This is a genomic window from Methylobacterium sp. EM32, assembly GCF_040593685.1.
GTDB lineage: Bacteria > Pseudomonadota > Alphaproteobacteria > Rhizobiales > Beijerinckiaceae > Methylobacterium.
Genome location: NZ_JBEXZS010000140.1, coordinates 18,873 through 32,969, shown reverse-complemented (window position 1 = coordinate 32,969; position 14,097 = coordinate 18,873). Strand labels below are relative to the sequence as shown.

General features: G+C 71.8%; 11 protein-coding genes. 1 reads left to right on the top strand and 10 read right to left on the bottom strand.

The genetic code is table 11. The features are described from left to right. Positions 1 to 366 (top strand): cupin domain-containing protein, encoded by a 366-nt coding sequence (locus ABZT49_RS18425; RefSeq protein ID WP_355287842.1) that lies wholly within the window; start codon positions 1 to 3, stop codon positions 364 to 366. A gap of 341 nt (positions 367 to 707) precedes the next feature. On the opposite strand, the gene ABZT49_RS18420 is transcribed toward ABZT49_RS18425, so the two are convergent. The 10 genes from ABZT49_RS18420 to ABZT49_RS18375 all read right to left on the bottom strand — a co-directional run bounded on the left by ABZT49_RS18420 (position 708) and on the right by ABZT49_RS18375 (position 14,081). Further along, positions 708 to 1,763 carry an alcohol dehydrogenase gene (locus ABZT49_RS18420; RefSeq protein WP_355287841.1) on the bottom strand — a complete coding sequence of 352 codons (1,056 nt, stop codon included), beginning with the start codon at positions 1,761 to 1,763 and terminating at the stop codon, positions 708 to 710. Beyond that, a complete protein-coding gene (locus ABZT49_RS18415) occupies positions 1,760 to 2,995 on the bottom strand; it encodes an ABC transporter substrate-binding protein (protein WP_355287839.1) in 1,236 nt (411 codons plus the stop codon). The genes ABZT49_RS18420 and ABZT49_RS18415 overlap by 4 nt, the downstream gene beginning before the upstream one ends. Positions 2,996 to 3,058: 63 nt before the next feature. Then, entirely contained in the window at positions 3,059 to 4,282 is a 1,224-nt protein-coding gene (locus ABZT49_RS18410; RefSeq protein ID WP_355287837.1) for a CoA transferase, read from the bottom strand. Further along, on the bottom strand, positions 4,279 to 5,172 hold the full coding sequence (locus tag ABZT49_RS18405; protein ID WP_355287835.1) for a MaoC family dehydratase N-terminal domain-containing protein: 894 nt from the start codon (positions 5,170 to 5,172) through the stop codon (positions 4,279 to 4,281). Before ABZT49_RS18405 ends, ABZT49_RS18410 begins: the two co-directional genes overlap by 4 nt. A gap of 661 nt (positions 5,173 to 5,833) precedes the next feature. After that, positions 5,834 to 6,457, bottom strand: a complete 624-nt coding sequence (locus ABZT49_RS18400) for a cupin domain-containing protein (RefSeq protein ID WP_355287833.1) — start codon at positions 6,455 to 6,457, stop codon at positions 5,834 to 5,836. A 63-nt stretch (positions 6,458 to 6,520) separates the two neighbouring features. After that, positions 6,521 to 7,819 carry an FAD-binding oxidoreductase gene (locus ABZT49_RS18395; protein ID WP_355287831.1) on the bottom strand — a complete coding sequence of 433 codons (1,299 nt, stop codon included), beginning with the start codon at positions 7,817 to 7,819 and terminating at the stop codon, positions 6,521 to 6,523. Between the two features lie 241 nt (positions 7,820 to 8,060). Continuing rightward, positions 8,061 to 8,816, bottom strand: a complete 756-nt coding sequence (locus ABZT49_RS18390) for an SDR family oxidoreductase (RefSeq protein ID WP_355287829.1) — start codon at positions 8,814 to 8,816, stop codon at positions 8,061 to 8,063. 27 nt (positions 8,817 to 8,843) lie between these two features. Next, the gene (locus tag ABZT49_RS18385; protein ID WP_355287827.1) at positions 8,844 to 10,010 is read right to left on the bottom strand and encodes an NADH:flavin oxidoreductase/NADH oxidase; all 1,167 of its coding nucleotides are present in this window, start codon (positions 10,008 to 10,010) and stop codon (positions 8,844 to 8,846) included. A gap of 10 nt (positions 10,011 to 10,020) precedes the next feature. Continuing rightward, positions 10,021 to 12,036, bottom strand: a complete 2,016-nt coding sequence (locus ABZT49_RS18380; RefSeq protein WP_355287826.1) for a hydantoinase B/oxoprolinase family protein — start codon at positions 12,034 to 12,036, stop codon at positions 10,021 to 10,023. Continuing rightward, positions 12,033 to 14,081: a hydantoinase/oxoprolinase family protein gene (locus tag ABZT49_RS18375; protein WP_355287824.1), complete on the bottom strand. Its 2,049-nt coding sequence runs from the start codon at positions 14,079 to 14,081 to the stop codon at positions 12,033 to 12,035. Before ABZT49_RS18375 ends, ABZT49_RS18380 begins: the two co-directional genes overlap by 4 nt. Between the last annotated feature and the right edge of the window lie 16 nt (positions 14,082 to 14,097).

The window sequence follows — 14,097 nt, the reverse complement described above, 5'->3', positions numbered from 1 at the left end:
ATGGGACGGCGCGGACAGGTCTTCACCCGGGGGGCGGAGGTTCCTTGGGAGCCGGCGGGGGAGGGCGTGCGCCGGCAGGTGCTCGCCTACGACGACGGCGTGATGCTGGTGCGGGTCGCCTTCGAGGCCGGCGCGGTCGGCCCGGCGCACACGCATCCCCACGTGCAATGCACGCTGGTGGAGCGGGGCGTGTTCGACATCACCATCGCGGGCGAGACCGCCCGCCTCGTCGCCGGCGACAGTTTCCTCGTTCCCTCCGGCGCGGTCCACTCCGCCGTCGCGGTCGAGGCCGGGGCGCTGACCGACGTGTTCACGCCGATGCGGGAGGAGTTCGTGGGGGAGGAGTTCGTCGGGGAGGACGGCTGATACAGTTTCCGCCTGATCTGTTCCCAACCAAGTATAGCGCGGGATCCCCTCTCCAGGCGATGCCGGGCTTGCCCGGTATCGCTGCAAGGTGTGGGAGAGGGGTAGGGGTGAGGGTGACACGCTTCAGTGTAGAACGCTCAGCGTGGTGCTGGCAGCTCTACGCTAAGTGCTTCACACGGAACCGTAGCACCCTCACCCCCGACCCCTCTCCCACACGGGAGAGGGGAGGCGCGCTCGATCTATACCTGAGTGAATCGAGCGGAAACCGTATGATGCGGCAGAGTCCGATGCTCAACATCTGACTCCCGGGCGAACGCACCACCCGGGACCGGCGCACCGCGTCAGCTCCGGTTCGCCAGGACCAAGCGGCCGGCCACCGCCCCGGCCTCGAGCCGCCGCATCGCCTCCTCCGCCTCGGCGAGGGGGATCGTTTCGGTCTCGACGAGGGTCAGGCCGTGCTCTCGCACGAGGGCGACGAGGTCGCGCAACTCGCCGAGATTGCCGACATAGGAGCCCGTCAGCGTCAGGGCGCGCAGCGGCAGGAGCGGCAGCGACAGCGTGATCTCGCCGCCGAACATGCCGACGGTGATCGAACGGCCGCCGCGCCGCAATGTATCGATGGCAAAGCGCGTCGTCTCCGCGTTGCCAACGAAATCGATCGCCGCCGCGAGCCCGGTCTCGAGGCCGAGCAGAGCCGTGCGCGCCTCAGGATCGGCCGGATCGAGGACGAGGTCGGCGCCGAGCGCCTGGGCCCGGGCGCGCTTGTCCGGCGCCGTGTCGGCGATTGCGATGCGGGCGTGGCCGAGCGCCCGCGCGAGGCGGAGCGCGCTCTGCCCGAGGCCGCCGGCGCCGATCAGCAGCAGCCAGTCCCGGGCCGGATCGCCCCCGACCTTGCGCAACGCCGAGTAGGCGGTCAGCCCCGAACAGGCGAGGGTCGCGGCGGCGGAGGGGTCGAGACCCTCGACATCGATCAGGTAGCGGGGATGGGGGACCACGACCTTCTCGGCAAAGCCGCCCGGCCGGTGCACGCCGAGGCAGCGGCCAGTTGCGCACAGGTTCTCCTCGCCGGCCATGCAGCGGTGGCAGCTGCCGCAGCCGATCCACGGGAAGACGAGGACGCGCCGGCCGATCCCGACATCGCCCGCCTCGGGTCCCGCGGCGGCGATGCGGCCGAGGATCTCGTGGCCGAGGGTCACCGGCGGCGTTACCCCGCGGTCGGCGAGGCTGAGGCGCCGCCCGCCGCCGAGGTCGTAATGGCCCTCGCGCAGGTGCAGGTCGGTGTGGCAGACGCCGCAGCGTTCGAGGTCGAGCAGGACCTCGCTGCCGCTCGGTGCCGGATCGTCCTCGACCAACGCGCAGAGCGGGCGGCCGAATTCGGTGACGGCGAAGCGCTTCACGGGCGGGTCTCCTTCTCGGTGCGCACCAGCGGGCAGCCGCCCTCATTGAGCGGACGGAACGCCTCGTCGCCGGGGATGCGGCGCACGAGCTTGTAGAGGTCCCACTCGCCCGTCGATTCCGCCGGGGTCTTGGCCTGGAACAGGTACATGTCGCGGATCACCCGCCCGTCGGCGCGCAAGCGTCCGCCATGGGTCATGAAGTCCTCGATCGGGGTGCGGCGCATCTGTGCCATCACGGCGTCCGGATCCTTGCTGCCGGCCGCCTTCACCGCCTTGAGGTAGTGCAGGGCGCCGCTATAGGCGCCGGCCTGGGTCATGCTCGGCATGCGCTTCATCCGGGCGAAGAAGCGGCGCGACCACGCCCGCGTCGCCTCGTCCTGGTCCCAGTAGAAGGCCTCCGTCAGGAGCAGGCCCTGCGCCACCTTGAGGCCGAGCGAGTGGACGTCGCTGAGGAAGGCGATCAGCGCGACGAGCTGCATCGAGTCGGTGAGGCCGAATTCCCGCGCCTGCTTGATCGCGTTCGTCGTGTCGGTGCCGCCATTGGCGAGGCCCAGGATCTTCGCCTTCGAGGCTTGTGCCTGGAGCAGGAAGGAGGAGAAGTCCTGCGTGTTGAGCGGCGCGCGCACCGCGCCGAGGACGCGCCCGCCGCTCGCCTTCACCACCGCGGCGGTGTCGCGCTCCAGCGCCTGGCCGAACACGTAGTCGGCGGTGAGGAAGTACCAGTCCGTGCCGCCCTGGGCGACCACGCCCGAACCGGTGCCCTTCGCCATCGCGTAGGTGTCCCAGGTCCAGTGCGCCGTGTAGGGCGAGCAGAACCTGCCGGTGATGTCGGAGGAGCCGGCGCTGGTGACGAGGGCGATTTTCTTCTTCTCGTTGGCGAGGTTCATCACCGCGAGCGCCATCGCGGAGGAGGGCAGGTCGGTGATGACGTCGACGCCCGAATCGTACCATTGCCGGGCGATCGAGGCGGCGACGTCCGCCTTGTTCTGCCCGCCGGCCGAGACCACCTCGATCGGCTGCCCGAGGACGCTGCCGCCGACATCCTCGACCGCCATCCTGACCGCCTCGACGGCGCCTAAGCCCCCGATATCGGCGTAGGTGCCCTCCAGATCGACGAGGACCCCGATCTTCACCGGACCCTGCTCGGCGGCGCGCGCCGAAGGGGCGAGGCCGGCGGCGAGGCACGCCGCCGCGAGCCCCATCGAAAGGCCCTTCCATCGTAACCCTGTCATCGTGGCGTCTCCTCCCTGTCTCTCGAAGCCCGCGGCGTGTTCGCCGTCGGGCCGTGGTCTTGCTCAGCCGGCTCCGGCCTCGAAGGCGGCCCCGGCGGCGATCAGCGCGTCGGTCTCCGCCTCGGTCAGGCCGAGCTCGCGCAAGATGGTGCGGGTGTCGAAACCCGGCGGGGGCGCCGGGCGGCCGGCAGGAGCGGGTGCGCCGTCGTGCAGGATCGTCGGCCGGATGGTGCGCACCCTGCCCTCGGTCGGGTGCGCATCCGTGCCGATCAGCCCGACCGCGGCGAGGTGGGGATCGTGCTCGAGCGACTCGAGGCTGTGGCAGGGCATGGCCGGCACGTCGGCCGCGGCGAAGACCGCGAGCCACTCGGCGGTCGTCCGCGCCGCCAGCGCCTCGGCCCGGATGCGGAACCACAGGTCGACATTGCGGAACCGGTCGGCGACGGTGGCGAGCCGCGGGTCGTCGATCAGCTCCGGGCGCCCGACCGCGCGCAGGAAGGCGTGGACCTGCGCGTCGGAATTGGCCGTCAGGCTGATCCAGCCGTCGGCCGTGGCGAGCGGCCGGTTCTCCGGATTGAGCACGCGGGCGTCGCCGGCCGGGCCGAGCGGCGGGTCGAAGCTCCGCGGCCCGAGATGCTCCTGCAGCACGAAGGCCGCCATGGTCTCGTGCATCGGCACTTCGAGGGTGGCGCCGTCCCCGGTCCGCTCCCGGCCGACGAGGGCGGCGAGGATCGCCGCGGCGGCAATCTCGCCGGTGACGTGGTCGGCGAGGAGCAGCGGCACGTAGAGCGGGCGGCCGTCGCGCCGGTCGGAGAGGCCGGCGATGCCGGAGACGCCCTGTACCACGCTGTCATAGGCCGGGCGGCCGCGATAGGGCCCGCCGGGACCGAAGCCCGTGATCGTGCAGTGGACGAGCCGCGGGAACCGCTCCCGCAGGCTTGCCGCGTCGAGGCCGAGCCGGGCCAGCGCCTCCGGGCGCATGTTGGCGACGAGGACGTCGCTGGCCCCGATCAGGCGCTCCAGCAGCGCGCGGGCGGCCGGGGCCTTGAGGTCGAGGCCCAACGCCCGCTTGCCGCGGTTCAGGTGGAGGTACGAGCCGGCATGGCGCCCGCCCGGGGAGGGGCCGCCGAGGCAGCGGAGCATGTCGCCGCCGGACGGCTCGATCTTGATCACCTCGGCGCCGAAATCGGCGAGCCGCAGCGTGCAGGCCGGGCCGACCACGACGCTGGTGAGATCGATGACCCGGATGCCGGCGAGCGGCCGGGCGGCAGGGGAGGGCCCGCTCATCGGAAGGTGGCCTCGAGGGCGACCGTCCCGGTCTCGTCCTCGGCCCAGGCCCGCCACTCGCCGGCCTCCTGCCGCGCCTTCAGGTGCATCGGTCGCCCGGCATGGAGCGGCGCGAGGGTGCGGTAGCCGAAGGCGGCGGGCTCGCGTCCGGCGGCCTCCCGGACGAGTTCCAGGGCGAGGAGCGCCGTGAGGGCGCCGTTGACCACGAGGGCCGGGTAGCCCTCGCGGCCGGTGGCGTAGGGCGCGTCGTAGTGGATGCGGTGGGCGTTGAAGGTGACGGCGCAGAAGCGGAACAGCAGCGTCTCGTCGGGCACGAGCGTGCGCGCGACGTCGCAGGGCCGCGGCGGCCGGATCTCCTCTCGCGGGGCGGCGGGCTCAGGGTGGGGCGGGGCCGCCTGCCGCAGGATGTAATCCTCGCGCTCCGTAACGACCTCGCGCCCGCCGACGCTGAGGGCGTGGAGGACCGTCACGACGGCGATGCCGCCGCTGCGGCCGGTCTTCTCCGTGACGCTCTCGATCGTGGTCCGGCGCCTGACGGTCGCCCCGAGGGGGATGTCGCCGGCATAAGCAGCCCGTCTTCCGCCCAGCATCACCCGGGGCAGGCCGAGATCCGGCAGCGCCACGCCCGGCCCGGCATAGCCGTCCGGCCGCAGGGCCGATTGCGCCAGGCCGGTGGGAAAGAGGCCGACATGCCAGCCGCGGGGAAGGACGGTCCGCTCTGCGACCTCGCGCCCGTCGCGGTCGAGCAGGGCCGCCATCCGCCGCAGGAGCCCCGGCGTGGCGACGTCGTCCGTCCACGCCTCCGCCGTCGGACCCATCGGGCGCTCCTGCGGCGGCGTGTCCTGCTGCACGGCCTCCGCCGCTTCCGTCCGCTCGCCCGCCTGGATCATGCCGCCCGCTTCCCGCCGTTCCCCGCCCGTCCTCGTCCCGTGTGTTCCAGGACGTTTACAGTGGAGAATATCGTTCAACCGGCGAAATGGAAGAGTGGATTCGCTGAAAGCCCGCGGAGATCCGGGACGCGGTGGGGGAGCGGATATGGCGGACGGAGATTCGCGTCACGGGCCTCGCGCCTGCGGACGGTCACACGGAGGCTGCCGGCGTGGCCCTCCTCCTATCGGTTGGCGCTGGTCATCGTCGGGGCAATGCGGATGCTCTCGGTCGACGGAGTGACCATGAATGGACCCCACAGAGTAGACACCCTGCATGTCAATCCAGGGCGTCTACTCAGAGCTTGTTCGAATTGCGAGGACCGCACCAAAGACAATTCTTCGATCCTACCCACAACCTCATCCTGAGATCATGTTTGAGCGGTTGCGCCGATCGATCTGCACACAGCCCGGCATCTCTCAACGTCATCCCGGGGCTCGTCGAAGACGAGAACCCGGGATCCATAACCGCTGACGACGCTGGGCAAGGCGGCCAGTGGTCCGCTTCATCCTGCACCGTCAGCGGTTATGGATCCCGGGTTCCGCTACGCGGCCCCGGGATGACATCGAGGGGTTCAATGCGGACGGCCATTGCTGTTCTCACGAACGACGCAAGATCATCCGGTCACGCCGGCGTCGCGAAGGTCGGCCCGGCCATGATCCAGACGATTTCCGCCGGTCGCGGGCCGTCGTTCCAGAGGACGTGCGGCAGGGCGGCGGAGAACTGGAAGCTGTCGCCCTCGTTGAGGACACAGCCCTCGTCGTCGACCGTGAGGCAGATCCGTCCGCGCAGCACCAGTCCGGCCTTCTGCCCCTCTTCGCGCAGCATCTCGTCGATCCGGCTCCCCACCGGCATGGTGACGAGCAGCAGGCGCAGGCCCTCCGTCGCCGCGGGCGAGAGGATCGCCTTGTCGATCGCCAGCGGACCGACGGTGAGGTGGGGCCGGGCGGTGAGGCGGCGGACGAAGGACGGATCGGCATTGCGGGCCGGTGTCCCCTCGATGAGCGTCATCAGCGACACCCCGAGCGCGACGCGCAGGCGCTCCAGGGTCTTGAGGCTCGGATTGCCGAGGCCCCGCTCGATCTGGCTGATCACGCCGGCCGACAATCCCGCCCGGATCGCGAGTTCCGCGGTCGACAGGCCGGCCCGCAGGCGCAGGCTGCGGACGCGCTCCCCCATCGCGACGGTGTCGAGGGTTCCGTCGAGAGCGTCCCGCGGACCCAGCGGCTCGAGCGACGTCGGATCCATCTCGTTCTTCTCCCGGTCTCGCGCCCGTCCTTCGCGTGACGCAACGTCGGAATCAATCCCCGCTCACGCGCTCCGCCGCGCCGTCCGCCGGGCGGCGAGGCGGTCGCGCAGGCTGAGCCACGCGAACACCCCCGGCATGAACCAGGCGGTACCGTTCATCAGCGGCACGAAACCGGGCGCCCGGAAGTCGAGGGCCGAGACACCGGCCTGATCGCCCAGGACCTGGAGGGCCGCCTTCTGGCCGGCCCAGCGCGCCCAGACCACGCCGGAGCCGCAATAGCCCGCGGCGTAGCGCACGCCCCGCCGGGTGAAGATCCGGGGGATCATGTCGCGGTTCATCGCGACGTAGCCGTACCAGCTCTGGGCGATGTCGACCCCGTCCAGGGCCGGGAAGATGTCGGCGAGCGCCCGCCGCAGGTTGTCGGTCGGCCAGTCCGGGTCGCCGGCGATCGTGCCGTCGCGGCCGCCGAACAGGATCCGGGTGCCGTCGGGCGAGGGTCGGTAATAGTAATGCAGCCGCCGCGTCTCGGTGTACATCATCCGCGGCGGCATCAACTCGCCCATCAGGTTCGGCGAGAGTGGCGCGGTCGCGATGATGCGGCTGCGGACCGGGACCATCCGGCGGCGCAGCCAGCGATCCGCGGCGTCGGTGTAGCCGTTGGTGCCGACGATGACGTGGCCGGCCCGCACATGTCCCCGCGCCGTCTCCACCGCGTGGCCGTCGCCCTCCTGCCGGATGCCGAGCACCGCCGTCTCGCCGTGGATCGTGGCGCCCGCCTCCCGCGCGAGGCGCAGCATCCCGGCATGGAATTTCCCCGGGTGAAGGCCGCCGATATCCATCCGGACATTGCCGCCGTGGTAGTAATCGGTGCCGATATACTGGCGCTGGTCGGCGCGCGACACCGGGTGGGCGTCGATGCCGAGATTGCGCTGCAGGTGCTCGGCCTCACGGGCGAGCCCGTCGTAATCCTCCGGCGTCGCCGCGCCGGCGAAGCGGCCGGTCAGCTTGAAGTCGCAATCGATGCCCTCGCGCGCGATGAAGGAGTAGAGGTCCTCCCGCGCCGCCTTGGCCTCGGCCAGGACCGCGTCGGCCCGCGCCTCGCCGAAGCGGCGCACCATCTCGGCGCGGCTGAGGCGCAGGTTGCCGCTGGTGATGCCGCCGTTGCGGGTCGAGGCGCCCTCGCCGGGATGCTGGCGGTCGAAGACCTGGACCGAGCGCCCGGCCCGCGCGAGCGTGATCGCCGCCGACAGCCCGGTATAGCCCGCTCCGACCACCACCACGTCGCAGGTCGGGGCGACCGGCACCTGCGGCAGCGTCGCCAGGGGCGCGGCCTGCCACCAATAGGCGTCGCGCACACTCATTCGCTTCTCCCTCGATCAACGTTCGCAGAGCCTGTTTGATTAGCCGCTACCGGCCTGACACTCTCCGGGTCATTCCGGGGCCGCGAAGCGGAGCCCGGAATCCAGAACCGCTGATGGTTCAGAAACATGCGGAGAGCGTTCCGCTTCGTTCTGCATGACCTGAGCGTCTGGATTCCGGGCTCCGCTCCGCGGCCCCGGAATGACCGGAGGGTGGCAAGTCTGTCGGGAACGACAAACAGGCTCAGAGACGACCTCCGTCGACGGCCAGAATCTGGCCGGTGATCCAGCCCGCCTGCTCGCTCGCCAGGAACAGGGCCGCCGCGGCGATGTCCTCGGGGGTGCCGAGGCGGCGGGTGTGGAGCGAATCGAGGATCCGCGCCTGCCCGGCCTCGCCGTAGGCCTCCCATTGCGCGTGGGTGGCCGGATTGGTGAGGATCAACCCGGGCGCGACCCCGTTCACCGTGGTGCCGTGCGGCCCCAGCTCCCAGGAGAGCTGGCGCACCAACCCGACGAGGGCGTGCTTGGCCGCCGCGTAGGCCTGGATGCCGGTGAGGCTCGGCCGCAGGCCCGCCCCGGAGGCGATGGCGACGATCCGGCCCCAGCCGGCCCGCCGCAGATGCGGGGCGGCGGCCTGGGCGACCCAGAAGGCCGCGTCGACATTGGCCTGGAACAGGGCCCGCCACGCCGCGTCGGTCACGTCCTCGATCGGCCCGCCGACCTGGCCGCGCACGCCGCCGGCGGCGAGCGCCAGGATGTCGAGCCGCCCCTCCTGGCCGAGGACGTCGCGCACGAGCCCGTGCGCCACCTCCCGGTCCGAGAGGTCGCCAGCCTTGGCCGGCAGGCCGAGGTCGCGCCCGACGGCCGCGACGCCGTCGGCGTCGAGATCGGTCAGGTGCACCCGCGCGCCCGCATCGCGAAACGCCTGCGCGAGGGCGCGTCCGATCCCTTGCGCGGCGCCGGTCACCAGCACCACGCGCCCGTCGAGACGGATGTCCATGACCGCCGTTCTCCTCGTGCCCGATCGTCAGCCCGCGATGCCGATGCGCTCGCGCAGCTCCAGCCACCAGCCGTAGGAGGGCGGCCAGCGGCGCCACTCCGGGTCGGCGCCGAGCGCCTGCGCGGCGTGGAGCGCCCAGTGCGGGTCGGTCAGCGCCTCGCGCCCGATGGCGATGAGGTCGGCCTGGCCCGCTTGCAGGATCGCCTCGGCCTGCGGCCCGTCGAGGATCACCCCGACCGCCATCGTTGGAATGCCGGTCTCGCGCCGGATCGCCTCGGCATAGGGCACCTGATGGCCGCGCTGGAGCCGCGTGCGGGTCTTGGCATAGTCCATCATCGAGTTCTCGGCCCGGATCCCGCCGGACGAGCAGTCGATCACGTCGACGCCGCGGGCGGCCAGCTCGCGGGCGAGCACGATGCTGTCCGCGATGGTCCAGCCGTCGCTGCGGGTGTCGAGGTCGGGGCGCCAGTCGACGCAGGAGATGCGGAACAGGAGCGGCTTGCCCGCCGGCCAATGCGCCCGCACGCTCTCGGCGACCTCCAGCGCGAAGCGCATCCGCCCGGCCCGGTCGCCGCCGTAAGCATCCTCGCGCCGGTTCGAGACCGGCGAGAGGAAGGAGTGGATCAGGTAGCCGTGGGCCGCGTGGATATCGAGCACGTCGTAGCCCGCCCGCGCCACCCGGGCAGCGCCGCGGCCGTAATCCTCGACCAGCCGGGCGATCTCGTCCGTGGTCATCGCCCGCGGCTGGTGCCAGCCCTCGACGCTGCGACCGTCGGAGGCCGCGACCGGCTGCCAGGGCACCTCGCCCCGCGCCGCCTCGGCCGCGCCGAGGGGCCCGAGGCCCTCCCAGGGACGCTGGCGCGAGGATTTCGGGCCGGCATGGTGGAGCTGGGCCGCCGCGAGGCTGCCCTGCTCCTGCACGAAGGCGGCGATGCGGGCGAGCGGCGGGACATGGTCGTCGGACCAGATGCCGAGGTCGCCGTAGGTGTTGCGGCCGACCGGATCGACGATCAGCGCCTCGGTCATCACCGTGCCGGCCCCGCCGACCGCGTATTTGGCGAGGTGCTGGAAGTGCCAGTCGGTGGCGACCCCGTCGGGGGCCGCCTTGTACATCTGCATCGGGGCGATCACGACCCGGTTCGGGAAGGTGACCTCGCGCAGGCGGTACTCGCTGAACAGCAGGGTGTCGGCCATCGCTTCCCTCCTACTCGGCGGCCTGCGCGTGGGCCTGGATCGTTGCGAGCCGCGGCAGGTCGCCGAAGCGCCCGCACAGGGCCTCGTAGGCCGCCTCGACGTCCCGCGCCCCGCCATCGGCCGGCGCGTCGCGGCCCTTGAGGGCGCCGAAGACCTGATGCTTGACGAAGAAGCGCCACGTCACCGGGATCGCGGCGAGGATCCGGGTCAGGGCCGCGTAGCGCTCCTGCGTCCAGACCCGCTCGAAGGCGACCCGGCCCGGCCCGTGGCCGAAGGCCGGCCCGTCGCTCTCCGGCGCCCGCTCGCTGCGCAGGCGGGCGGTCGCCGTTTCATCAAGGGCGAGGTCGGGCCCGAGCACGACGCCGTAATCCTCCCGCGCCCGCGCGGCCGAGACGAAGCCGCGGCGCACGTCGGCGATCACCTCCTCCGTCGGCCGCGCGAGCGGGTCGCCGTAGCCGCCGGCGCCCGGGCCCTGGATCAGGATGATGTCGCCCGGATCGCAGGGCACGATGTCGATGGACCCGAGTTCCACGCTGGCCGCGGTGCCGGGGTTGCGGGCGAAGCGCGACGGCGCGCCCGCGCGGCCGCCGCGCAGGCCCCAGGCCGAGAAGACCGAGCGGTCGCGGTTGCGCGCGGTGACCATCGATTGCGGCGCGAAGAGCTGGAACTCCATCTCCAGAGCCGTGCCGCCGCGCCAGCGCCCGGGACCGCCGGAATCCGGCACCAGCCCGTAGCGCAGGATCCGCACCGGCACCTCGGCCTCGTTGATCTCGACCGGGGTGTTCTTGAGGTAGGACATGTTGGCGCCGCAGCCCTCGGCGCCGTCGGCCCCCGGGCTGCCGCCGCCGCCGCCGCCGACCGGCCCGATCGAGGCCATCACGGCGCGCCCGGTGCGGGTCGAGGTCTTGACGTTCATCAGGCTCATGCCGCTGCCGGGTGAAGCCGGCATCCGGTCCGGCAGGGCGCGGCAGAAGGCGCCGAGGACCACGGTCTGGGCGAGGTTGCACATCAGGCTGCGCATGCCGACCGCCGCCGGCATCACGGCGTTCATCACCGAGCCCTCCGGCAGGACGGCGCGGGCCGGCCGCACGAAGCCGGCATTCAGCATCGCGGTCCGGTCCTGGGCGTAGAGGGCGTAGACGACGCCGACCATCGCCAGCGCGTGGCGCTCCTTGCCACCGGTCGGCACGTTCAGGGACGAGGCGAGCTGCGGGTCGCTGCCGGTGAAGTCGAGGGTCAGGCTGTCGCCGTGGATCGTCAGGGTGACGGCGACCCGCACCGGGTAGCCGCCGGCCTGGTCCTCGTCGGCGTAGTCGGCGAAGAAGTACTCGCCGTCGGGAATCTTTTCGATCACCGCCCGCGCCTGGCTCTCGGCGTAGTCGAGCAGGCCGGTGAGGCCATTGCGAAAATCGTCCTTGCCGAAGCGGTCGATGATCTCGTGGATCTTGCGCTCGCCGACATTGACGCAGGCGATCTGCGCGTTGAGGTCGCCCCAGTTCTGCTCCGGCAGCCGCACGTTGTTGGCGATCAGCCGCAGCAGGTCCTCGTTCATGACGCCGTCGCGCATCAGCCGCATCGGCGGGATGCGCAGACCCTCCTGGTGGATCTCGGTCAGGCTGCGCGACAGGGTCGCCGGCACGGCGCCGCCGACATCGGTGTTGTGGATGTGGCAGCCGACGAAGCAGACGATCTCGCCGTCGCGAAAGACCGGCTTCCAGATATGGACGTCCGGGGTGTGGGTCGCGACGTAGCCGGCATAGGGATCGCTGGTGAGGCAGATGTCGCCCTCGCGGTAGTCGAAGAGCGGGATCACCTCGCCGTAATCGAGGCCGGTATACCACGTCGCCCCGAAGGTTTTGGGAGATGCGACCGTCAGTCCCTCGGGCGTCAGCACCTGGCAGGAAAAGTCCTCGGTCTCCTTGACGAAGGTCGAGTGCGCGGTGCGCATCAGGGTCCAGCCCATGCTCTCCGCCGCGGCGGCGCAGTAATTGGCGAGGACCTGGAGATTCGTGCGGTCGAGCGTCACCGGGCGGCCTCCGGGCTGATGCGCAGATTGGCGTAGTCGTCGACCCGCGCCGCGAGGCCCGGGGGCAGGATCGTGGTGCAATCGTCCTGGGTGACGATGGCCGGCCCCGCGAAGGTCTGGCCGGGCTTGAGGTCGTCCCGGCGGTAGACCGCGACCTCGCGCTCCGCCCCGTCGAGGTAGGCGGTGGTTTTGCGCACCATCGGGGCCGGGCCGGGACTGAGATCGTGGCGCGGCAGGTCCGGCTTGACGGTGCGGCCGCTGACGACGAGCCGCAGCGAGATCACCTGAAGGGCGGCGTGGCGGTCGGCGTGTCCGTAGACCCGCTCGTGCGCGGCGTGGAAGGCCGCGGCGATCGCCGCCACGTCGCCGGCCTCGGCGCTCGCCGCGTCGATGGCCGTGTCGATCTCGAAGGACTGGCCGCGGTAGCGCAGCTCCGCCGAGCAGGTGAGGGCGGCCGGGCCGTCATAGCCCTGGTCGCCGTGCAGCCAGGCGAGCCCGCGGGTTTTCAGCTCGGCGAAGGCCTCGCGCAGGGCGGGCGCGAGGTCGGGGGTCAGGTCGGCGTAGAGGGTCTTGATGAAGTCGTTCTTCAAGTCGGCGATCAGGCCGCCCAGCGCCGAGAGCACGCCCGGCGTCAGCGGCACCACGACCTCGCGCATGCCGAGCTCGCGGGCGAGGAAGCAGGCCATCATCGGCCCGGCGCCGCCGAAGGCGAGGCAGGAGAATTCCCGCGGGTCGATGCCGAAGCGCGACACCAGCGCGCTCACGTCGGTATACATGCCCGAGACCGCGATCCGGATGATCGCCTCGGCGGTCTCCTCGACGCTGCGCCCGAGCGGGCGGGCGAGGTCGCCGACGACGGCGCGGGCGCGCTCGCGGTCGATCGTCACGGCGGCGTAGCCGATCTCGGCGAGGCCGACGAGGCCGAGCGCCGCGAAGGCGTCGGTGATCGTCGCCCGGTCACCGCCGCGTCCGTAGCAGGCCGGACCCGGCCGCGACCCGGCGCTCTCGGGCCCGACCTTCAGCACGCCCTGGCCGTCGATCCAGGCGATCGAGCCGCCGCCCTCGCCGATCGAGGAGACCGAGACCGACGGAATGTGGATCTGGAAGTCGCCGATCTGCTCGCCGGTGCCGTATTGCGGCTGCCCGTCGACGATGATCGCCACGTCCGCCGAGGTACCGCCGATGTCGAGGCTCATGCAGCGCGGGATGCTGCAGGTCTCGGCGACGTAGGCCGCGCCGATCACCCCCGAGGCGGTGCCCGAGAGGATCATCTGCACGCACTCGCTCTTGCCCTGCTCGGCGGTCATGATGCCGCCGTTGGACTTGGTCAGCCGCGGCTCGGGCGTGACGCCGATCGAGTGCAGGGCGGCCTGGAGCGAGCCGAGGTAATGTGCGACCCGCGGCTGCACGTAGGCGCCGATCGCCGCCGTTATGGTGCGCTCGTACTCGCGGATGATCGGCCAGGTCGCGCTCGACAGGAAGACCGGGATCCCGGGCGCGAGACCCTCGATCATCGCCTTCGCGGCCTCCTCGTGGGCCGGGTTGCGATAGGCATGGAGGAACGACACCACGATGCCCTCGGCCCCCGCCGCCTTCGCGCCCGCGACCGCCGCGCGCAGGCTCCCGGGGTCGAGCGGCTGGAGCTCGTGCCCCTCCGCGTCGAGGCGGCCGGCGACGCCGAAGACCCGGTCGCGGGGGATCAGCGGCGCCGGGCGCTTCGAGAGCAGGTTGTACATGTCCGGGATCTTGAGCCGGGCGATCTCGAGCACGTCGCGAAAATGCTCGGTGGTGAACAACGCCAGGCGCAGGCCCTTGCGCTGGATCACCGTGTTGATGCCGACCGTGGTGCCGTGGGTGAAGTAGGCGATGTCCGCCGGGCTGATGCCGTAGCGCTCGCCCGCGAGCTTGATGCCGGCGATCACCTCCGCCCCGGGCTCGTCGGGGCGCGAGAACACCTTGAGGCTCCTGAGGCTCTGCGTCGCCTCGTCGAAGAGGGCGAAGTCGGTGAACGACCCGCCGATGTCGACGCCTACCCGGTACACCATCCGTGTGTCTCCCGGC

Coding starts and splice junctions, on each gene's coding strand:
- ABZT49_RS18425 (WP_355287842.1), top strand. CDS start 1: ATGGGACGGCGCGGACAGGTCTTCACCCGGGGGGCGGAGGTTCCTTGG.
- ABZT49_RS18415 (WP_355287839.1), bottom strand. CDS start 2,995: ATGACAGGGTTACGATGGAAGGGCCTTTCGATGGGGCTCGCGGCGGCG.
- ABZT49_RS18375 (WP_355287824.1), bottom strand. CDS start 14,081: ATGGTGTACCGGGTAGGCGTCGACATCGGCGGGTCGTTCACCGACTTC.
- ABZT49_RS18405 (WP_355287835.1), bottom strand. CDS start 5,172: ATGATCCAGGCGGGCGAGCGGACGGAAGCGGCGGAGGCCGTGCAGCAG.
- ABZT49_RS18390 (WP_355287829.1), bottom strand. CDS start 8,816: ATGGACATCCGTCTCGACGGGCGCGTGGTGCTGGTGACCGGCGCCGCG.
- ABZT49_RS18385 (WP_355287827.1), bottom strand. CDS start 10,010: ATGGCCGACACCCTGCTGTTCAGCGAGTACCGCCTGCGCGAGGTCACC.
- ABZT49_RS18410 (WP_355287837.1), bottom strand. CDS start 4,282: ATGAGCGGGCCCTCCCCTGCCGCCCGGCCGCTCGCCGGCATCCGGGTC.
- ABZT49_RS18395 (WP_355287831.1), bottom strand. CDS start 7,819: ATGAGTGTGCGCGACGCCTATTGGTGGCAGGCCGCGCCCCTGGCGACG.
- ABZT49_RS18400 (WP_355287833.1), bottom strand. CDS start 6,457: ATGGATCCGACGTCGCTCGAGCCGCTGGGTCCGCGGGACGCTCTCGAC.